At 73.8% G+C, this 19,113-nt stretch carries 18 protein-coding genes and 2 pseudogenes; 11 read left to right on the plus strand and 9 right to left on the minus strand.

Going from position 1 to position 19,113, the window contains the following annotated elements; translation table 11 throughout:
- From C1I97_RS12010 to C1I97_RS41360, 3 genes and pseudogenes are all read right to left on the minus strand, one after another.
- Positions 1-1,047: N,N-dimethylformamidase beta subunit family domain-containing protein (locus C1I97_RS12010; RefSeq protein WP_369008356.1), on the minus strand; the 1,047-nt coding region annotated here is incomplete at its 3' end.
- 196 nt (positions 1,048-1,243) lie between these two features.
- A complete protein-coding gene (locus tag C1I97_RS12015) occupies positions 1,244-1,807 on the minus strand; it encodes a hemerythrin domain-containing protein (RefSeq protein WP_111003206.1) in 564 nt (187 codons plus the stop codon).
- A 573-nt stretch (positions 1,808-2,380) separates the two neighbouring features.
- Positions 2,381-2,684 (minus strand): annotated as a pseudogene (locus C1I97_RS41360) (hypothetical protein).
- A gap of 116 nt (positions 2,685-2,800) precedes the next feature.
- On the opposite strand from C1I97_RS41360, the gene C1I97_RS12025 reads away from it, so the two are divergent.
- The gene (locus C1I97_RS12025) at positions 2,801-3,334 is read left to right on the plus strand and encodes a DoxX family protein (RefSeq protein WP_111003207.1); all 534 of its coding nucleotides are present in this window, start codon (positions 2,801-2,803) and stop codon (positions 3,332-3,334) included.
- Between the two features lie 37 nt (positions 3,335-3,371).
- The gene (locus C1I97_RS12030; RefSeq protein WP_111003208.1) at positions 3,372-3,908 is read left to right on the plus strand and encodes a hypothetical protein; all 537 of its coding nucleotides are present in this window, start codon (positions 3,372-3,374) and stop codon (positions 3,906-3,908) included.
- A gap of 99 nt (positions 3,909-4,007) precedes the next feature.
- Here the strand turns inward: C1I97_RS12030 and C1I97_RS12035 are convergent, their stop codons facing one another.
- Positions 4,008-4,181, minus strand: coding sequence for a CsbD family protein (locus C1I97_RS12035; protein WP_111003209.1), 174 nt, complete (start codon positions 4,179-4,181; stop codon positions 4,008-4,010).
- Between the two features lie 160 nt (positions 4,182-4,341).
- Between C1I97_RS12035 and C1I97_RS12040 the strand changes: the two genes are divergently transcribed.
- Positions 4,342-5,955, plus strand: coding sequence for a right-handed parallel beta-helix repeat-containing protein (locus tag C1I97_RS12040; RefSeq protein ID WP_111003210.1), 1,614 nt, complete (start codon positions 4,342-4,344; stop codon positions 5,953-5,955).
- Positions 5,956-5,991: 36 nt separating this feature from the next.
- Here the strand turns inward: C1I97_RS12040 and C1I97_RS12045 are convergent, their stop codons facing one another.
- Positions 5,992-7,494: an MFS transporter gene (locus C1I97_RS12045; protein WP_258382529.1), complete on the minus strand. Its 1,503-nt coding sequence runs from the start codon at positions 7,492-7,494 to the stop codon at positions 5,992-5,994.
- Between the two features lie 232 nt (positions 7,495-7,726).
- On the opposite strand from C1I97_RS12045, the gene C1I97_RS12050 reads away from it, so the two are divergent.
- The 5 genes from C1I97_RS12050 to C1I97_RS12070 all read left to right on the plus strand — a co-directional run bounded on the left by C1I97_RS12050 (position 7,727) and on the right by C1I97_RS12070 (position 13,090).
- On the plus strand, positions 7,727-8,182 hold the full coding sequence (locus C1I97_RS12050; protein ID WP_111003211.1) for an ATP-binding protein: 456 nt from the start codon (positions 7,727-7,729) through the stop codon (positions 8,180-8,182).
- Positions 8,183-8,383: 201 nt separating this feature from the next.
- Positions 8,384-9,226, plus strand: a complete 843-nt coding sequence (locus tag C1I97_RS12055; RefSeq protein ID WP_111003212.1) for an MBL fold metallo-hydrolase — start codon at positions 8,384-8,386, stop codon at positions 9,224-9,226.
- A gap of 146 nt (positions 9,227-9,372) precedes the next feature.
- Entirely contained in the window at positions 9,373-10,647 is a 1,275-nt protein-coding gene (locus tag C1I97_RS12060) for a polysaccharide pyruvyl transferase family protein (RefSeq protein WP_258382530.1), read from the plus strand.
- Positions 10,647-12,098 (plus strand): FAD-dependent oxidoreductase, encoded by a 1,452-nt coding sequence (locus C1I97_RS12065; protein ID WP_111003213.1) that lies wholly within the window; start codon positions 10,647-10,649, stop codon positions 12,096-12,098. Before C1I97_RS12060 ends, C1I97_RS12065 begins: the two co-directional genes overlap by 1 nt.
- Positions 12,099-12,244: 146 nt before the next feature.
- Complete coding sequence (locus C1I97_RS12070; RefSeq protein ID WP_111003214.1) at positions 12,245-13,090, plus strand: RNA polymerase sigma factor SigF; 846 nt, start codon at positions 12,245-12,247, stop codon at positions 13,088-13,090.
- 81 nt (positions 13,091-13,171) lie between these two features.
- Here the strand turns inward: C1I97_RS12070 and C1I97_RS12075 are convergent.
- Positions 13,172-13,576: pseudogene (locus C1I97_RS12075) on the minus strand (catalase-related domain-containing protein); the annotation flags it as partial.
- A gap of 75 nt (positions 13,577-13,651) precedes the next feature.
- Between C1I97_RS12075 and C1I97_RS12080 the strand changes: the two are divergent.
- Entirely contained in the window at positions 13,652-14,044 is a 393-nt protein-coding gene (locus tag C1I97_RS12080) for an STAS domain-containing protein (protein ID WP_111003220.1), read from the plus strand.
- A gap of 225 nt (positions 14,045-14,269) precedes the next feature.
- Here C1I97_RS12080 and C1I97_RS12085 read toward each other — a convergent pair whose 3' ends face one another.
- Positions 14,270-14,542, minus strand: a complete 273-nt coding sequence (locus C1I97_RS12085; RefSeq protein WP_111003215.1) for a hypothetical protein — start codon at positions 14,540-14,542, stop codon at positions 14,270-14,272.
- A gap of 67 nt (positions 14,543-14,609) precedes the next feature.
- Positions 14,610-15,551: a DMT family transporter gene (locus C1I97_RS12090; protein ID WP_181446684.1), complete on the minus strand. Its 942-nt coding sequence runs from the start codon at positions 15,549-15,551 to the stop codon at positions 14,610-14,612.
- A 155-nt stretch (positions 15,552-15,706) separates the two neighbouring features.
- Here C1I97_RS12090 and C1I97_RS12095 point away from each other — a divergent pair, with 155 nt between their 5' ends.
- Positions 15,707-17,071 (plus strand): FAD-dependent oxidoreductase, encoded by a 1,365-nt coding sequence (locus C1I97_RS12095; RefSeq protein WP_111003216.1) that lies wholly within the window; start codon positions 15,707-15,709, stop codon positions 17,069-17,071.
- An 11-nt stretch (positions 17,072-17,082) separates the two neighbouring features.
- Here the strand turns inward: C1I97_RS12095 and C1I97_RS12100 are convergent, their stop codons facing one another.
- The gene (locus tag C1I97_RS12100; RefSeq protein WP_111003217.1) at positions 17,083-17,841 is read right to left on the minus strand and encodes a DUF4097 family beta strand repeat-containing protein; all 759 of its coding nucleotides are present in this window, start codon (positions 17,839-17,841) and stop codon (positions 17,083-17,085) included.
- Between the two features lie 104 nt (positions 17,842-17,945).
- On the opposite strand from C1I97_RS12100, the gene C1I97_RS12105 reads away from it, so the two are divergent.
- Positions 17,946-19,055 (plus strand): YihY/virulence factor BrkB family protein, encoded by a 1,110-nt coding sequence (locus C1I97_RS12105; protein ID WP_111003218.1) that lies wholly within the window; start codon positions 17,946-17,948, stop codon positions 19,053-19,055.
- The last annotated feature ends 58 nt before the right edge of the window (positions 19,056-19,113 follow it).

Below are 19,113 nucleotides of genomic sequence, written 5' to 3' on the forward strand. Positions count from 1 at the left end.
GTGGGAGGGGTAGCAGGGGTCGCTCCGGTAGGAGGACTTGTAGCAGACGACGGTCCGCTCGGCGCCGGGCTCTCCGTCCTCCAGACGGACCCGGCGGTAGCAGGTGTTGGCGCCGAGGAAGGCCACGTTGGTGCCCGCGTCCCGGGCCGCGGTGACGTGCCGGCGCTGCTGGGGCGTCCAGTACTCGTCGTGGCCCAGGCAGATCAGCGCGGTGGCGCCGTGCAGCGTCCCGGGGCCGTGGTGCAGGTCGGTGCCGGTGGTGTACGCCAGGGGTATGCCGAGGCGTTCGGCGAGGACCACGGCCGCCCACTCGTACACCAGGAACTTCTCGGCGCCGTTCGCGTCGTAGGGCCGGTCGAAGCTGACGGCGAGGGAGCGGGTGTAGTACGCGCCGGAGGCGCCGTTGTAGAGGCTGGCGCCGCCCCACCGGTTGTACGCCTGCCAGGTGGCCGGGGCGTGCAGGAGTACGGTGCGGCCGGCGCCGTGCGTGGAGCGCACGATCAGCGGGACGTACCGCTGGTGGCCGTGGTCGGCGTCGAGGCGCAGCAGGTAGGCGCCCTCGGGCCAGCCCTCGGTGCCGAGGGTGAGGGTGCGGGGCCAGTCCGCACGGACGGTGCGGGTGGCGGACGGCGTCCGGGAGGCGGGGTGCGCGCGTCCGCGCACCGGTGCGGAGCGCCAGATCAGCCGGGCGCCCCTCCCGCCGTACCAGCCGACGCGGTAGGCGGAGACGCGGAAGGAGGACGCCGTGGTCGACACGTGCAGGCCGAACTCCTGGCCCGGGGTGACACTCACCCGGTCGGCGTAACCGGCCACCGCGTCCGGCGGGCCGAGGGAGCCGATCCGCCAGTCGCGGGCGCCGGGCCGGTCCCGCTCCGCCTCCGGGCGGTGACTGTCCCCGGCGCGGGGCGGCCGGCGGGCGTCCGTGTGGGCGCAGGCGGCCGCGCCGAGGCCGGCGCAGGCGCACAGGCCCAGGAAACTCCTGCGGCCGGGTCCGTGTCCGTGTCCCTGGCTCTCCCCGGTGCGCTTCTGTGACTCGTGCGGGCTCACATGGCCTCCCTGGGCGTGGACTGGCCCTCCCCACGGGGATTCCCGGCGCGCCTTCGACGAAGGTAACGGCCGCGGCGGTGGGCCGCACGGGCGGCGGGCACCGGGCGTGACGGCCGCCGGCGCGGCTGCGGGGCCGTCACGGACCCTGACGGCCCCGACGGCCCCGCGAGAGGGGTGGCCCGTGTACGGCCGGACCTCAGCCGGTCTTGCCGCGGCCGGACAGCGCGTCCCGGATCCGGTCGACCATTCCGGCGCCGGGCGCGAGGAGCTTCTGCGCGGTCGGTGAGTCCGGTGTGGCGGGGTGCGGCCTGGTCGGTGCGGTCTTCTTCGCCGTACGCACCTTCTCGCCGAGCCGGTCGAGCTCTTCCTTGCCGGCGGTCTGCCGCAGCTGGGGGAAGAGGTTCTGTTCCTCGTCGGTGACGTGCTCGCGGATCTCCCGCATCAGACGGCCGATGAGCTGGTCGAACTGCGGGTCGTCCGCCCCGCAGCCCTCCAGGTCCTTCATGGTCCGCTCCGCCTCCGAGTGGTCCTGGAGCTCCCGGTCGGCGATCGAGTCGCCGTCCGGCAGGTACTGGCGCACCGCCGGATACAGGTGCATCTCCTCGGCCACGGAGTGGCGGACCAGCTCGATGGTGGCCTGGTCGGCCAGGTCCTTGCGCCGTTTGTCCCCCGGCGGGAGGGCCTCGATCTGCGCGAAGATCTCCTCCACCTCGCGGTGGTCGGTGGTCAGTTCCTGGATGACGTCTCCGCCGTGTCCCATGGCAGGGCTCCTTGCTGTTGGAGGGTAGTGGTTCCACCGGTGGACCGCCCGCCGGGTTCCCGCGCCGGACGGCGGCACACCGCCGAGTGCGAGGGCCTGTCCGGCGGATGCCGCGTGCCCGCGCCTCCTGTGTAGCGAACGGCGCCGTGCGGGGCGGTGGATTGGGCCGCCCGTCGGCGCGTCAGCCCGTCTGCCCGGGGCGGCCCGTCCTATGCGTCGGTGTCGGGCGGGGCCCGGGTGCTCGTGCCGCCCGGGCGTATCGAGGCCGCGACGGGGGCCGGGCCCATGCGGGCGCCCCCACGACCGTGACCGACGCGCTGCCGGCCCGGCCGACGCCGGGCCCCGCCGGCCGCACCGGCGAACCCACCGGGGCCCGGCCCGGCCCGGCACAGCGCACCGGACCGGCCGACCGGGTCCAAAGCCCGCACCGCGAGACGGAAGAACAGGCGCGAGAACAGGCACGCCCACGGCCGGGGCCGACGCCGGGGCCCCGGCGGCCGCGCACGCGGGACGGGACGCGCCGGGAATCCTGGCCGGCGTGGCCGGACGTGGGCTGCTGACGTGCGCCGCGGTTCACGGCCGCGGGTGGATGCGGTGCCGGTCTCGGCGGGTACCGGGGGCCCGGCGGGTCGCGGCGGCCATGCAGCGGGGCAGCCCCGGCGGACGGCGTCGGCCGTACCGCCCGATTCCGGCGGGACGTCGGCCCCTGACACGCCCGCGAACCGGGTCGGGCGGGAGCGGCGCGGGGACAGACCGCGCACAGTCTGGTTCGCGCCCCGCTCCCAGGCGTGGACCTCCCCCGCAGGCAGTCGGCGGCCGTCCTCCTCGTCCCCCACCGACCGGAGGCCGCCACCGCGTAGCGCCGGGTTCCCGCCATCGGCCCCGGGTTTCCCACCCGGTCGCCGGCCTGCGGGACGCGCGGTGCGTGGTTGTATTCGCCGGGCGCGGGAACCCGGGCGAACGCCGCACACACCCTCACCCCGGGAGAGAGCCATGAGTCTGCTGCGCGTGGTCGGTCGTCCCCTGCTCGCCTCCATGTTCGTCACCGGAGGCATCGAGTCCGTTCGCAACCCCGAGGCGGTGACCCCGCTCGCCGAGCCCGTCGTGCGGCGGATCAGGGAGCGTGTGCCGGTGCTGCCGGAGCGCACCGAACAGTGCGTGCGGCTCAGCGGCGGCGTCCAGGTCGCCGCGGGTGTGCTGCTCGGTCTGGGACGCTTCCCCCGGCTGTCCGCGCTGGCCCTCGCCGCCACCCTGGTGCCCACCACCCTGGCCGGTCACCGGTTCTGGGAGGCGGAGGACGCCGCCGGGCGTACCCAGCAGCAGATCCACTTCCTGAAGAACCTGTCCATGCTGGGCGGTCTGCTGATCGCGGCCGACGACACCGGTGGCGCGCCGTCCCTGCTGTGGCGCGGCCGTCACGCGGGCCACGAGCTGCAGCGCGACGCCCGCCTGGTGCGCCGTTCCGTCCGGGCCACGGCCCGCCCGGCCGCCGCGGTCGGCGGCATGCGCGCCAAGCTGTCGGCTTGAGCGGAGGCAACCGGGCCGTCGACGAGGAGGACACGCGATGCACACTCACGCCCGCTCCCGGACACGCCTGCCGGTGTTCACCGCGCGGTCCGGTCACGACCTGCTCGGGATCTACCTCAACGACCACCTGGCCGGCGCGACCGTGGGCACGGAGCGGTCCCGCCACCTCGCCACGGCGTGCCGGGGCACCGAGATCGGCGACGCGGTGACCCCGCTCGCGGCCGAGATCGCCGAGGACCGCCGGAGCCTGGTGAAGATCATGCGCCGGCTGGACATACCGGTCCGGCGCTACAAGGTGTACGCCGGGCTCCTCGGCGAACGCGCCGGGCGGCTGAAGAGCAACGGCGCACTGGTACGGCGCTCTCCGCTCAGCTCCCTGCTGGAGCTGGAGCTGCTGCGGCTCGGCGTGCAGGGCAAGGCGTGCGTCTGGGGGGTGCTCCGCGAACTCGCCGACCGCGACGCGCGCCTGGACCCGCGGCACCTCGACGACCTGCTCGAACGGGCCCGGCGGCAGTTGCGCATCCTCGAGGGTCTGCACGAACTCCAGGCCGGGCAGAGCTTCTCACCCGGGTGATCCCGCTCGCACCGGGGGGCTCGAAGACGCCGACGGGGCCCCGCTCGTCGAGCAGGGGCCCCGCGGGGGCTCTCCACGGTCCGGTCCGCGCCGGCCGGGTCAGTCCTTGAAGGTGTCCTTGGCCTTCTCCTTGGCCTGGCGGGCGTCGCCCTTGGACTTCTCGGCCTGTCCCTCGGCCGTCATGCTCTCGTTGCCGACGGTGCGGCCGACCGTCTCCTTGGCCTTGCCCTTCATCTGTTCCTTCTTGGCCTTGGCCTTCTCGTCACCAGCCACTGTCGCTCCCTCCGAGCCGGAACCGACGTCGGTGTTCAGTCGGTGTTCCGTCCTCCGGGTGCTCGACCGGGCGCCGGTCAAACCTCGCTTCGCTGCCTTCGGTGCCGCGGTGCGCCCGGTGGGTACCCGGGGCGGACAGCCGTCCGAAGGGAGCGTCGCCATGTCCGTGCCGTTGACCGTCGACGCCCGCGAGCAGGGACTGACCGGTGACGGGAGCACCAACGACCAGCCGGCGTTCCAGCGGGCGGTGGACGCGTTGGGTGCGGCGTGTGCCGCGGACGGCCGCCCGCGTGTCCTGCACGTTCCCGCCGGGCGGTATCTGATGCTCGACGAGCCCACCGTCTGGCGCAGCGGCGTCTCCCTGGTGGGCGCGGGGCGCGGCGCCACCTGCTTCGTGCTGCGCAACCCCGGCAACCGTACGGCGCCCGTGCCGCTGACCTGGTTCACCACCGCCCAGCACGGCGCCGGCCGGGACAACCACCTGGCGGACATCACCTTCGCCCACTTCGAGATCGACGGTTCGGGTGTGACGACCGAGGAGTACGACCCGCTGGCCAAGGGCCTCGGCCTGCAGTACGTGCTGCGCGGCCGCTTCACCGACCTGTACGTCCACGACACGGCGGCCACCGGCTTCGGCTGCGACTTCCTCCAGGACACGGTGGTGGAGGGGGTGCTGGCCCAGCGGTGCGGGCGGCAGGACAGCGGCGAGCAGATGGGCGGCGCGGGCATCGGGATCGGCGTGGGCGGCTGGGGCCGGGTCGAGCGGCTGACGGTCACCGCGTGCACCACGACCGGTAACGGCACCAACGGCATCTTCGTGGAGCTGCAGAAGGAGGAGTGGCCGCCGCCCCGCGGCATCCGCATCACCGCCTGCCACGCGGAGGACAACCGCTTCGGCATCTCCGACTGGGGCGCGGACGGGCTGCTGGTCACCTCGTCGACCATGCTGGGCAACCACCAGGCCGGGTTCGACGTGTCCTCCCAGGGCACCACCCGCATCGGCGGCCGGGGCGGCATCGTCACCGGCTGTGTGATCGACGGCAACGTCCGGGACGGGATCGGGCTGGGCAACACCCCGGGCCCGTACGCCTTCCGCTCCAACCGCATCAGCAACAACGGCCGGTACGGCTACTGGGAGCACAACCTGGCCGGCGGGGACGAGGAACCGGCCGGGGACGTCGTTCTGGAGGCCAACGACATCCGGGACAACGCCCTGGACGGCATCCGTGTCGATGCGCCGATGAGGGAAGCCGCCCTCCTGGACAACCGGATCCTCGGCAACGGCCGCCGCACCGCCGGGGCCGTGGAGGGCGGCGGTGACGGCGTGTCCTTCTCCGCGCTCTCGCTGACCGACGGGAAGGCCGACTGGCCCGCGGACGGGCATCGCGGCAAGGAGGTGTCGGTGAGCGGGCAGACGGCCGTGGTCGCCTTCAACACCCCCACCGAGCTCGCCCTGGTGCCGGTGCGGCCCGGCGCGGACACCGCCTGGCCGGACGGCGTGCCCGAGGCGGGCTCCGCCTACCGGCTGCCCGGCGCTCCCGGGCTGCGCGCCGGACTGACGGTCGCGGCCCCCGTGACACGGCCGCAGATGCACGGCAACCGGATCGGGGACGGTGGGCGGGCCGGCGCCCAGACCCACGGCATGCGGATCACCCGGGACGGCGGGTGGTCCGGCGGCCATGTCTCCGACAACGACCTGAGCGGCAACGCCTGTGCGGCCACCCGCTTCGACACCCCGCCCGCCGGGGGGCGGTGGCGCGACAACGACGAGTGACGGCGCCCGGCGGAGCGAACGGGGCGCCGGGCCCCGTCAGCCCTGGCTCGCCCGGCAGTGCTCGGCGCGGACCTCACGCGGACCGCCCCGGCCGTGGTGGTGCCGGTCGCGGCGCCAGTCCAGGAGTGCGACCGCCAGGGCCGCCAGCATGGTCACGAGGGCGGAGGCGACGGAGAGCGCCACGGCGGTGCGGTAGTTGCCGCCGTCCGCCGCGAGCACCATGTAGAAGAAGCCCGGCAGGGCCGCCGTTCCCACCGCGCCGCCCAGGCGCTGCCCCGTCTGCAGGGCGCCGCCCGCAGCCCCGGCCATCCGCACCGGCACGTCGCGCAGCGTCATCGTCAGGTTCGGGGGAATGACGCAGCCGCTGCCCAGGCCGCCCACGAACAGCGCGGGCGCGGCGAGCCAGGCCGCCGTGCCCGGCGGTGCCGTACGCAGGACCAGTGCCGTGGCGCCCAGTCCCGCCAGGACCGTCACCAGCCCCCAGATGGTCAGCAGCCGCCCGAACCGCTCCACCAGCCGGCCCGCGACCACCGCGGCGGCGGCCGAGCCGATCGCGAACGGCGTCACCGCGAGACCGGAGCCCAGCGGCTCGTACCCGAGGCCGTTCTGGAAGAACAGCGCGAACACCAGCCACACACCGCTGAACCCCACGAAGTACAGCGCGCCCAGAAAGGCGCCGGGGGCGTAGCCGCGGGTACTGGTCAGCAGCCGCGGATCCAGCAGCGGCTGCCGCTCGCGCGCGGCGACCCACCGCTCCCAGCGGGTGAAGACGGCCAGCAGCGCCACCCCCACCAGGAACAGCCACCACAGCCGGCGCACTCCCCCGCTCTCGGCGAACACCAGCGGCAGCATCAGGCCCAGCACGCCGGCGCCCAGCAGGGCCACGCCCGGCAGGTCGAGCCGTTCCCGGCGGCCGGGCGCCACCCGGGGCAGCAGCCGGATGCCCAGCAGCAGCGCGATCGCCCCGACCGGCACGTTGACGTAGAAGATCCAGCGCCATCCCTGGCTGCCGTGCGCCAGCGCCAGGATCAGGCCGCCGGTGACCGGGCCCACCGCGCTGGAGATGCCGACCGTGGCGCCGAACAGGCCGAAGGCCCGGCCGCGTTCGGCGCCGCGGAACATCTGCTGGATCAGCGCCGAGTTCTGCGGGGCGAGGCAGCCCGCGCAGGCGCCCTGCGCGATCCGGGCCACGGCCAGCCAGGCGACCGTGGGCGCGGCGCCCGCCGCGGCGCTGCACAGCACGAAGCCGGCCAGGGCCCCCAGGAAGATCCTGCGCCGTCCCACGGCATCGCCCAGCCGGCCCGCCGGCACCAGGACGAGGGCGAACGCCAGGGCGTATCCGGACACCACCCACTGCACGGAGGCCGCCGAGGCGTTCAGTTCCCGCTGCATCGACGGCAGCGCCACGGCCACGATCGTCACGTCGAGCAGGCTCATGAACCCGGTGGCCAGCGTCACCCACAGAGCCTTCCAGCGCCTGGGGTCGGGCGTGCCCGCCGGTTCGCCGGTGGGCCCGCCCGCCCGCGCATTCCTGTTCACGAAGGCTCCTCCCGGTCGCCGGGGAACGCGACACCCCGGCACCACACCCGCACCGCCCCACGCGGCGCACCACTGGGCCGTGCAACCGGGCCGTACAGTGCCCGTTGACGCGATCGAGGGGATGAAACCTCCGAGGTCCCACGGATCTGCCAGGCTTCAGCCGGGGAACGCGGGGTAGCCGTAGCCACGACAGAGAACACAAACCGTAACCAGCCGCACAAATGGTACTCCTATGATCATCCCGCTGAGGAAGCCGGCGTCGGATGAGCGGGAGCGGAATCGGTCTGCAGCCGCGCTGCGCTACGGCGCCACCTGGATCACCGGTGCCGCCCGTACGGCCGACGCGCGGCGCGCCGTGCACGCCTTCCTCCTCCACGCGGCAAGAACCGCCCGTGTCCGCGTCACCACACACGCCGAACAGAACGCCCAGCTCGTCGTGAGCGAGCTGGTCACCAACGCCGTACGGCACGCGCCGGGCCCCTGCGGCCTGATGCTGGAGCTGTCCGCCGACCGGGCCCGGCTGGACATCACCGTCTGGGACACCTCGCCCACGCTTCCGCTGCTCCACGAGCGCGACGGCACGCGCGTGGGCGGGCACGGGCTGTACCTGGTGCACGCCTGCAGCCGCGCGCTGAGGGCCACGGCCGGGCCCGGCGGCAAACGGATCACCGCCGAAGTCGCCCTGTAGGCCGCGCAGTCCGCGCAGTCCGCGCGGTCCGTATGGTCCCCCCGAGCCGGTGGGGACCGTGCGGTCCGTGCGGTCCGTGCGGTCCGTGCGGTCCGTGGCGCGTATACGCGTCTTTGCAGGGGGGTACTCCGGGTGGGTCCGGACAGCACCGTTCCCGCGAGACCACACAGACGGGCCCCGTCCCGTCGGGCAAGGACCACCATGGCCGCCTTCGACGACGACGCCATCGACCTGCACTTCATCGGCAACGCGACGGTCCTGCTGCGCTACGGCGACCTGACCCTGCTGACGGATCCCAACTTCCTGCACCGCGGCGAGCACGCCCACCTGGGGTACGGGCTGACGAGCCGCCGCCTCACCGAGCCGGCCCTCGACCCCGGGCAGCTGCCGCGCCTGGACGCCGTCGTGCTCTCCCACCTGCACGGTGACCACTGGGACCGCAGGGCGCGTCAGCACCTGGACCGCTCGGTGCCGATCGTCACCACACCGCACGCGGCCCGCCACCTGCGCACCTGGCAGGGGTTCCGGCGGGCCGGGGGCCTGCGCACCTGGGAGTCCTGCGCCTTCCAGCAGGGCGACGCGCAGGTCCGGGTGACCTCCCTGCCCGGCCGGCACTCCCTGCAGCCCGTGCTGCGCCGCCTGCTGCCGCCGGTGATGGGCAGCATGCTGGAGTTCGGCCCCCGCGACGGGACGGTACGGCTGCGGCTGTACGTCTCCGGCGACACGCTCCTGTTCGACGGCCTGGAGGAGATCGCCCGCCGCTTCCCCGGCGCCGACCTGGCGGTGCTGCACCTGGGCGGCACCACCCTGCCGGGCGGTTTCGTGGTCACCATGGACGGCACACAGGGCGCCGAACTCGCCCGCCGGCTCGACTACCGGAACATCCTGCCGGTGCACTACGACGACTACACCGTCTTCCGCTCCCCGCTCGACGACTTCCTGACCGAGGCGCGCAGGCTCGGCCTGGAGGAGCGGCTGGTCCACTGCTGGCGCGGGCAGCACGCGCGCGTGGTGGCCCAAGGAGAGCGGCCCACGGTCGGCTGACCCCTCCGACCGGACAGGCAGCGGCTGCCGGACGGCCGTGGAGGTGTTTTCCTCAAGGGGTGGGGGCAACTCGTCCCGCACACCGGCGGAAGGACCGTCTCCCCGCCACCCTCCTGCGCCCCTGCCCCACGGAACGGGAGTTCCGGATGACATCACAGCACCGGCCGCCCCGCGCGCACGGTCTGCGTATCGGCCTGCTGGGCTCCTACGGCGGCTTCAACATCGGCGACGAGGCCATCCTGCAGTGCGTCCTCGGCTGCCTGCGGTCCCACCGGCCGCAGGCCCACCTGATCGTCTTCAGCCGCGACGCCGGACACACCCGCGCCCACCAGCCGACGGCGGACGAGGTGGTGGACTGGGAGGGCGTGCCGCAGAAACAGGTCACCGACGTGCTGTCCGGCCTGAATCTGCTGGTGCTCGGTGGGGGCGGCATCCTCTACGACGGCGAGGCGCGCCGCTATCTGAAACTGGTGCGCGCGGCCCAGGTCCGGGGCGTGCGCACCTTCGCCTACGCGGTCGGCGCCGGCCCGCTGCGTGAGGCCGACGACCGGGAGGCCGTACGGACCGTGCTGGCGGACATGGACGAGGTGGTGGTCCGCGACGAGGAGTCGCGCCTGGTCCTGGAGGAGGTCGGGGTGGAGCGGGACCTCGTCGTCACCGCCGACCCGGCGCTGCTGCTGCCGCCGGAGCCGTTCACCGCCGAGATGATGCGGCAGGAGGGCGTGCCGGCCGACGCCCGGCTGGTGGGCATGTCGGTGCGCGAGCCCGGCCGGGCGGCGGAGAACCTGGACGAGGGCGACTACCACGCCCTGCTCGCCGACGTCGCGGACTTCCTGGTGCGCCGCCTGGACTCCCATGTCGTCTTCATGCCGATGGAGCGCCACGACGTCCGCCACGCCCACGCCGTGCTGTCCCGGATGACCGCGCCGGACCGGGGCCGGATCCTGCACAGCGCCTACACGCCCGGGCAGGTGCTGGGCCTGATGAGCCACCTGGACCTGGTGGTCGGCATGCGGTTGCACTTCCTGATCTTCGCGGCCGTCTCCGGACTGCCCGTGCTGCCGCTGCCGTACGCCGGCAAGGTCTTCGACTTCGCCCGCCGGCTGGGCGCCCCGGCGCTGGTGGGCGTGGCCCGCGAGCAGGTCGGCCTGCTGCTGGCCGAGGTGGACCGGCTGTGGGACGAGTTCCCGCAGCGCCGGGTGGACCTGGGCTCCCGCGTCCGCACCCTCAAGGAGCTCGCCGGGGAGACCTGCGCGCGGTGCGGGGCCCTGCTGGACGCGATGGACCGCGCCGACGACACGGCCGGGGCGGCCGGCCTGCACCTGCTGAGTCCCGGTCCCGAGCACGGCGTGGGCGCCGGGGACGACGAGGTGCCCGAGGACGGCGTGGTGCGCAGCCGCAGCGCCGGCCGGGAGGTGTGATGCCGATCCTGCGCCGCCCCGAACAGCCGCGGACCGTGACGCTCCCCCCGCGTTCGGCCCAGCACGCGGGACGTACGAACGTGCTGGTGGTGGGCGGCGGGCCCGCGGGGACCGCGGCCGCGTGCGCCGCCGCCGACGCCGGTGCCGACGTGATCCTGGTCGAGCGGTACGCCTTCCTCGGCGGCAACGCCACCGTCGCGCTGGTGATGCCGCTGATGTCGTTCCACAACGAGCACAAGCAGGCGGTGTTCACCGAGGACGGCGGAGGGGGCCGGCTGCTGCCCTCCGACCACGGCGAGGGGGAGCCCGTGGTGGCCGGGTTCCTGTGGCGGCTGCTGGACCGGCTCACCGCGCGCCGGGGCTGCATCCCGCCGTCCCTGGACACCGGCTACACCGTGCCGTTCGACCCGGAGATGTTCAAACTCGTCCTGCTGGACCTGCTCGACGAGGCCGGGGTGCATCTGCTGCTCCACTCCTTCGCGTCGGGCGCGCTGCCCCTGGAGGACGGCTGGCGGGTGGTGTTCGAGACCAAGTCGGGCCCGGTGGTGATCGACGCGGACGTCGTGGTGGACGGCACCGGCGACGGGGACGTGGCCGCCGCGTGCGGGGCCCCCTTCGAGGTGGGGCGCCGGGAGGACGGGCGGGTGCAGCCGATGACGCTGATGTTCCGGGTGGCCGACTTCGCCGCTCCCCGCTTCGCCGAGTACGTCCGGGCCCACCCCGACCAGTGGCGCGGCGTCCACGGGCTGTGGGACCTCGTCCGGGAGGCCACCGAGGCGGGAGAACTGCGGCTGCCGCGCGAGGACATCCTGTTCTTCGGCACCCCGCACCCGCGGGAGCTCTCCGTCAACAGCACCCGCGTCACCGGGGCGCTCGGCATCGACGTGTGGGATCTGAGCCGGGCCGAATGGACCGCCCGCCGCCAGCTGGAGCGGATCGACCACTTCCTGCGCTCGCGCGTGCCCGGCTTCGAGGAGGCGTACGCGGTGCAGAGCGGCGTCCAGATCGGGGTGCGCGAGACCCGCCGTGTCATGGGCGACTACCGGCTGACCGGCTACGACATCCTCGACGCCCGTGCCTTCCCGGACGTCGTCGCGCACGGCGCCTACCCGATCGACATCCACAACCCGGAGGGCAGCGGAACCGTGATCAGGCGCGTCCCCCGGGGCCGCTACTACGACATCCCGCTGCGCTGCCTGCTGCCCCAGGACACCGAGCGGCTGCTCGTCGCCGGCCGCTGCATCTCCGGATCGCACGTGGCGCACTCCTCGTACCGGGTCATGCCCATCGCGATGGCCACCGGGCAGGCGGCGGGCGTCTGCGCCGCGCTGGCCACCCGGACGGGCCGGCTGCCCCGGGAGGTGCCGTACGCCCTCGTCCAGCGGGAGCTGCTGCGCCAGGGCGCCCGCCTGCGCGTCCCGGAGGACGCCGAGGTGCCCCGCCCCGTGTAGGGCGTGCTCCGGAAGTGGCGCCGTCCGCCCGGAAGCGAAAAAATGTGTGTGAGGTTTCGACCCGGGGGTACACGCTCCGGCATCCGCTTGATCATGAGGGCGGTCGCGTACGGAAGAAGCTCCGGCTGAGAGGGAGGTGCCGCACGATGGCGGTGACCACAGAGGTGAAGGCGACCAGGGCAGACACTCGGCTGCCGGAGGTGGCCGACCCCTCCAAGGTCGCGCCCACCGACGCGCGGGCCCTGTCACGGCTGTTCTTCGACCGGCTGGCCACGCTCGAGGAGGGCACGCCGGAGCACCAGTACGCGCGCAACACGCTGATCGAGATGAACATGTCCCTGGTCCGCTACGCGGCCGGCCGCTTCCGCAGCCGGGGTCCGCAGGAGATGGAGGACATCGTCCAGGTCGGCATGATCGGGCTGATCAAGGCGATCGACCGGTTCGAGCTGGCCCGCGAGGTGGAGTTCACGTCCTTCGCGGTGCCCTACATCGTCGGCGAGATCAAGCGTTTCTTCCGCGACACCTCCTGGGCCGTGCACGTCCCGCGCCGGCTGCAGGAGGCCCGCGTCGAGCTGGCCAAGGCCACCGAGGAGCTCGGCAGCCGGCTGGGCCGCAAGCCCACGACCAAGGAGCTCGCGGAGCTGATGAACCTGCCCGAGCAGGAAGTCGTCGACGCGATGGTGGCCTCCAACGGCTACACCTCCGCCTCCCTGGACGCCGCCGTCGGCGCCAGCGAGGACGGCGAGAGCGTCCTGGCCGACTTCATCGGCGCCGAGGACGCAGGTATGGAACTCGTGGAGGACCTGCACAGCCTGGCACCCCTGCTCGCGGAGCTCGACGAGCGGGACCGGCAGATCATCCACATGCGGTTCGTCGAGGAGCTCACCCAGGCGCAGATCGGCGAGCGTCTCGGCATCTCCCAGATGCACGTGTCCCGTCTGCTCAGCCGGTTGCTGACCCGGCTGCGGCAGGAGCTGCTGACCACGCGCTGACGACGGGGCCACGACACGGGGCCGGACGCCGCCGTCCTGGGGAGGTGGGCGGTGTCCGGCCCCGTTCGCCCGTGGTGCGCCTCAGCGCGTGACCACGTGCCGCTCGTCGGGGACGCAGTGGGTCATGGTGAGCCCCTCCACGTCGCGCGGCGGGTTCTTGCCGAGGTTGGACAGGCGCTTGCGGTCCTCGTCGGTCAGGTCCTGGCCGGGTAGGGGCTGCAGCCGGGCGACGTCCTCGGGCGGGATGCCGAGGCCCTCACCGACCTTCAGCCCGAGCTCGTTCTCCACCAGCAGGAAGTGCCACACCATGCGCTCCTGCACCGGGCGGTCGCACCGGGACAGCTGGCTCACGAAGTTCTTCACCAGGTCGTCGCGCTCCCACTGCTCCATCAGCAGGTAGCGCTGACCGGCCTGGAGGTAGTCGTTGGCACGCGGGATGCGCCTGCGGGTCAGCCGGCCGCGGATCTCGGGTCCCTGTTCCTCGTGCGCCTCGTCCCTGCTCGCCGCGGGCGCCGCGGCGCTCGCGAGCCACGTGTCCGCTCCCGGATCCGGGAGCGGCGCATGAGCGCCCCGCTGCCCGAGCCGTTCGGCATCACCGTCGCCGAGACCGGGCCCACCGTCCTGACCGCCCGGGTGGCGGGTGAGCTGGACTACAACAGCGGTGACGAACTGGTGGACACCGTCAGCGAGTTGCTGGCACGCCCCGGCCCGGCGGGCGTGCCGTGGCAGGACCTGCGGCTGGACTTCGCGGAACTGACCCGGCTGGATTCCATGGGTCTGCCCGCCCTGTTGATGATCCGCAGACGCACGGGGGCGGCCCGCGTCGGACTCCACCTGGACAACCGGCCCGGCTTCCTGGACCGCATGCTGACCGTGACCCACACCTACGACCATCTCACCGAGCCGCCGGCCCGCGGTCAGGACGCGGAGGCAGCCGAGGCCGACGCCCACTGAGGCCGGACCTCGCCGGCCCGCGACCGCGTCCTTGGACCGGAACCGTCCACAGGGTCCGCCCGGGCCCCCGGCGCCTGGTGTCCGCCCACCGGGAAGAGGGGGCGGCCGGCTCGCCGTCCGCCACGCGCGCCGCCCTGTCACGGGCCACGGAGGCGGGAGAGCAGGAACGGCGGTGCGGTCGCGGCGGGGCGGCCTCGCCCACGCGGAGCGCCGGCCGGATGTCCGTCAGGTCTCCCACCGGGTGCCGCTGCGCGCAGCGCCGCTCCTGGCCGCGCCGGCCGTCCACAGCATCCAGGCCGACCACAGCCACATGAGGAGGAAGGACGCCAGCAGCGCGAGCAGGACCAGGACCTGACGGACGTTCGCGTCATGGCCGAGCACGGCGGCGAGCAGGGAGACGGCCCACACGGCCGTGCCCGCCGCGTACACGCCGTGCAACCGCCGCAACCGCTGCGTGGCCGGCGTGCGGACGCGGAGGGGGACCACCTCGGAAGTCATGGGCAACCGGTACCCGGCGACGCCGTTCGCAAGCCCCGTGGCCGTGCGCCGGACCCGGGTCCGGTCGTCACGAGCCCGTCGTCCGCCCGGAGGACGGTCCCGGCGGCCGCTGTGGCGTGCGGTCGTCCGTGCGGCTCCGGGCGCCGCTCCCGCCGACCAGGGTCTGCTGGATGTGCGGGACGACGTGGGTCAGCCTCAGCACGCCCCACAGGATCAGCCCGGCACCGGTCAGCTCCGGCACGAGCCACCAGCCCGTGCGGACCGACTCGCCGAAGAGCACGACGCCCAGCAGCAGGCTCACCGTCGCGTCACCGATCGTCAGCGCCGGCTGGGAGGCCGCCAGCGGGCCGGCCTGGAGGGCGTTCTCCAGCAGCAACAGGGCGCCGACCCCGGTGAGTGCGAAGCCGTACGTCTGCCAGACGGTGAGGAAGGCCGCGAAACCGTGGGCGGCGAGGGTGCCGCTCGCGGACTTCAGCAACGCGGCGGTCAGGGCGTTGCCGATGGCGGCGGCCGCGGCCAGTACGGCGGCCCGGAACAGGGAGGAGCGCCGCGACCGGGCCAGGACCACCGCGAGTGCCATCGCTCCCAGGCACAGCGCCAGAACGGGGATCCAGCGCACCATGGCCGTCTGGTACCTGGCCCCGGAGGGTGCGGCGGACACCAGGACGAGCGTGAGTCCGCCCACGACGCCCGCCACGGCCCACCAGCCCGCGCGGGGCAGCCGGCGGTGCATCAGGGGGGCGGCGATCAGCAAGGCGAAGGGCAGTTCCAGGATGAACAGGGGCTGGACCAGGGCCATGGGGCCGTTCACCAGCGCGAGCGCCTGGAACAGGGCGGCTCCCGCCACCCCGCCGATGCCGGCCAGCCAGGCCGGTCGGCGCACCAGGGCGAGCAGCAGGCGCAGGCCGCCGCCGCGCGCGACGGTGGAGGCCGCCTTGCGCTGGAAGGCCGTACCCATGGCGTTGCTGGCGGCCCCCATGACGGCGAAGCACACGGCCAACCCGATCACAGGTCCACGATGCCCGATGGAAGGCGTGCCGTCCTGTCGCCCGCCCTCTGTCATAAGCCCGCTTTATGGGCTCATAGACCTGACCCGCGTACCTACTTAGGTTTGCCTCAGCTTAGGGTGGCAGTCGTCCGTCCTCGCTCGAAGGGAACCTGATCATGCCCCGCCCCCTGCGGGTAGCCATCGTCGGAGCCGGCCCCGCCGGGATCTACGCCGCCGACGCCCTGCTCAAGTCCGCCGCCGCCACCGAGCCGGGCGTGTCCATCGACCTCTTCGAGCGCATGCCGGCCCCGTTCGGCCTGATCCGCTACGGCGTCGCCCCCGACCACCCCCGGATCAAGGGCATCATCACCGCGCTCCACCAAGTGCTCGACAAGCCGCAGGTCCGGCTCTTCGGCAACGTCGACTACCCCGGCGACATCGGCCTGGACGACCTGCGCGCGTTCTACGACGCCGTGGTCTTCTCCACCGGCGCGACGGCCGACCGGGCGCTGCCCATTCCCGGCATCGACCTCGACGGCTCCTACGGCGCCGCCGACTTCGTCTCCTGGTACGACGGGCACCCGGACGTGCCGCGCACCTGGCCGCTGACCGCGGAGAAGGTCGCCGTCCTCGGGGTCGGCAACGTCGCCCTCGACGTGGCCCGCATCCTCGCCAAGACGGCGGACGAGCTGCTGCCGACCGAGATCCCGCCGAACGTCCACGACGGCCTGAAGGCCAACCGGGCACGGGAGATCCACGTCTTCGGCCGGCGCGGCCCGGCGCAGGCGAAGTTCAGCCCGATGGAGCTCAGGGAGCTCGACCACTCCCCCAGCATCGAGGTGATCGTCGACCCCGAGGACATCGACTACGACGAGGGCTCCATCGCCACCCGGCGCGGCAACAAGCAGGCCGACATGGTCGCCAAGACGCTGGAGAACTGGGCGATCCGCGACGTCGGCGACCGCCCGCACAAGCTGTTCCTGCACTTCTTCGAGTCCCCGGCCGAGATCCTCGGCGAGGACGGCCGGGTCGTCGGGCTGCGCACCGAGCGCACCGCGCTCGACGGCACCGGCAACGTCAGGGGCACCGGCACCTTCAAGGACTGGGACGTCACCGCCGTCTACCGCGCCGTGGGCTACCTCTCCGACCGGCTGCCCAAGCTGCCCTGGGACCTGGAGTCGGGCACCGTCCCCAACGAGGGCGGCCGGGTCGTCGCCGCGACCGGCGAGCACGTGCGGTCCACGTATGTCACCGGCTGGATCCGGCGCGGCCCCGTGGGCCTGATCGGTCACACCAAGGGCGACGCCAACGAGACGGTCGCCAATCTGCTCGACGACTTCGCGAACGGCCGCCTGCACACCCCGGCCGCCCCCGCCCCAAAGGCCGTGGACGCCTTCCTCGCCGAGCGCGGCGTCCGTTTCACCACCTGGGACGGCTGGTACCGGCTGGACGCCGCGGAGAAGGCCCTGGGCGAACCGCAGGGCCGGGAGCGCGTGAAGATCGTCGAACGCGAGGACATGCTCCGCGCGAGCGGCGCGTAGCCGCGGCCCGGTCAGTCGCGGTCCACGGTGACGTCCCCGTTGACGGTGGTGAGCGTCATGGTGCGGCCGGGCGGTGCGCCGTCGGTGGGGAGGGTGACGGAGGGACGGCCGTTCGCGGTCGTCGCCGTGACCCGGTAGGCGGGGGCGGCGTGTGGGACGGTGGCACGCACCGAGCCGTTGGTGGTCGACGCGGTGACCCGGGACGGCGCCGTGGCGCAGCCGAGGACGACGTCGCCGTTGACGGTCCCGGCGTGCAGCTGTCCGGCCCGCACCTGAGCGGCGCGCACCGAGCCGTTGCGGGTGACCAGGCGGAGGGCGGCACCGCGGCGCCCCGAACCGGTCACCGTGACGTCGCCGTTGACGGTGGTCAGGTCCAGGGCCGCGGACACGCCGGCGACGTCGATGCCCGCGTTGCGGGCCGAGACGGTCACAGAGGTGTCCGCCGGGACCTCGACCCGGGGCATCCGGGGGCAGGGCCCGTCGCCGTGTGCCGGGCAGGACAGGTCCAGGACCCATGTGCCGTCGCGGTGGGACCAGCGGTGGGCGGCACCGCGCTGCACGGCGGCGCGGCCGGCGGCGGTGGGGCGCAGCCGCACCCCGTTGTCGGTGGTGATCACCAAGCGCGTGCCCGGGGACGCGGCCGGCTGTCCGGCGGCCGTACCGGGACCCGCGCCGCCGTCGTCGCCCCCGCACGCCGCCGCCAGCGGTACGGCGGCCAGCGCGGCCACCGTCGGCAGCACACGCGTCCGCGCACACGTCCACGACTTCATGGGGGTACGGCTTCCCCTCCCTGACGCGTCCATGTCGTGGCGAACAGGGCGGGCCGGACGGGGACACCACGCGTGTTCGCGGCGAGCGGGGACACCCGCACACCATGGACCGTCTGCACCTTCCCGGTCACCGGGAACACTCCACCGGCAAGGACGCCCGAGCGCGCGACGAGCACGACGGGCGGGAACACGACCGCGGCCCGGGGGCGGGGACCGAAGCCGCCGAGACCGCCGGGCCCGGCGCCACGGCCGAACGGCGCGCTCCCGACTCGCCCACCGACCTGCCCGGCCGCTCGTGGCTCGCGGTCCTCCGCCGCGTCCTCAAGGAGTTCAAGGACGACGAGCTGACCGACCGCGCCGCCGCCCTGACGTACTACGGAGTGCTGTCGCTGTTCCCGGCCCTGCTCGTGCTGGTCTCCCTGCTCGGCGTGGCCGGCAAGTCGGCCACCGCGCAGGTGCTGGACAACCTGCAGAAACTCACGCCGGGCTCGGCGCGGGACATCATCTCGAACGCGGTGCAGCAGTTGCAGAGCAACGCCGGCGTGGGCTCCGTGCTGGCGGTGGTGGGCCTGCTCGGCGCGATCTGGTCGGCCTCCGGGTACGTCGCCGCGTTCATCCGCGCCGCCAACGCGGTCTACGACGTCCCCGAGGGGCGCCCCGTGTGGAAGGTGCTGCCGCTGCGGGTGGCGCTGACCGTGACCCTGATGGTGCTCGCCGTGGCCAGCGCCCTGATCGTCGTCTTCACCGGCTCGTTCGCCCGGCAGGCGGGCGCCGCGCTCGGCATGGGGGACGCGGCGCTGACCGCCTGGTCCATCGCGAAGTGGCCCGTCCTCGTCGTCCTGGTCACCATGATGCTCGCGCTGCTGTACTGGGCGACGCCCAACGCCAAGATCCGCGGCTTCAGGTGGATCACCCCGGGCAGCCTGCTCGCCCTGCTGGTCTGGATGGCCGCCTCGGCCGGCTTCGCCTTCTACGTGGCGAACTTCGGCTCGTACAACAAGACGTACGGCACCCTGGCGGGTGTCATCGTCTTCCTCGTGTGGCTGTGGGTGACCAATCTGGCCATTCTGCTGGGTCTGGAGTTCGACGCCGAGATGGCGCGTCAGCGTGTGATCGACGGCGGGCATCCGGCGAACGACGAGCCGTACGTGCAGCCCCGGGACACCCGCGCCTGGGACGAGGAGGACCAGCGGCGCATGGACGAGGGCTGCTGAGCCACGTGGCCGGGCGGCCGGCGGGCACTCAGGTGCCATGCCCCGCCCCAGCGACACC

Origin of the sequence: Streptomyces sp. NTH33, from assembly GCF_003236365.1 — a bacterium.
Classification (GTDB): domain Bacteria; phylum Actinomycetota; class Actinomycetes; order Streptomycetales; family Streptomycetaceae; genus Streptomyces.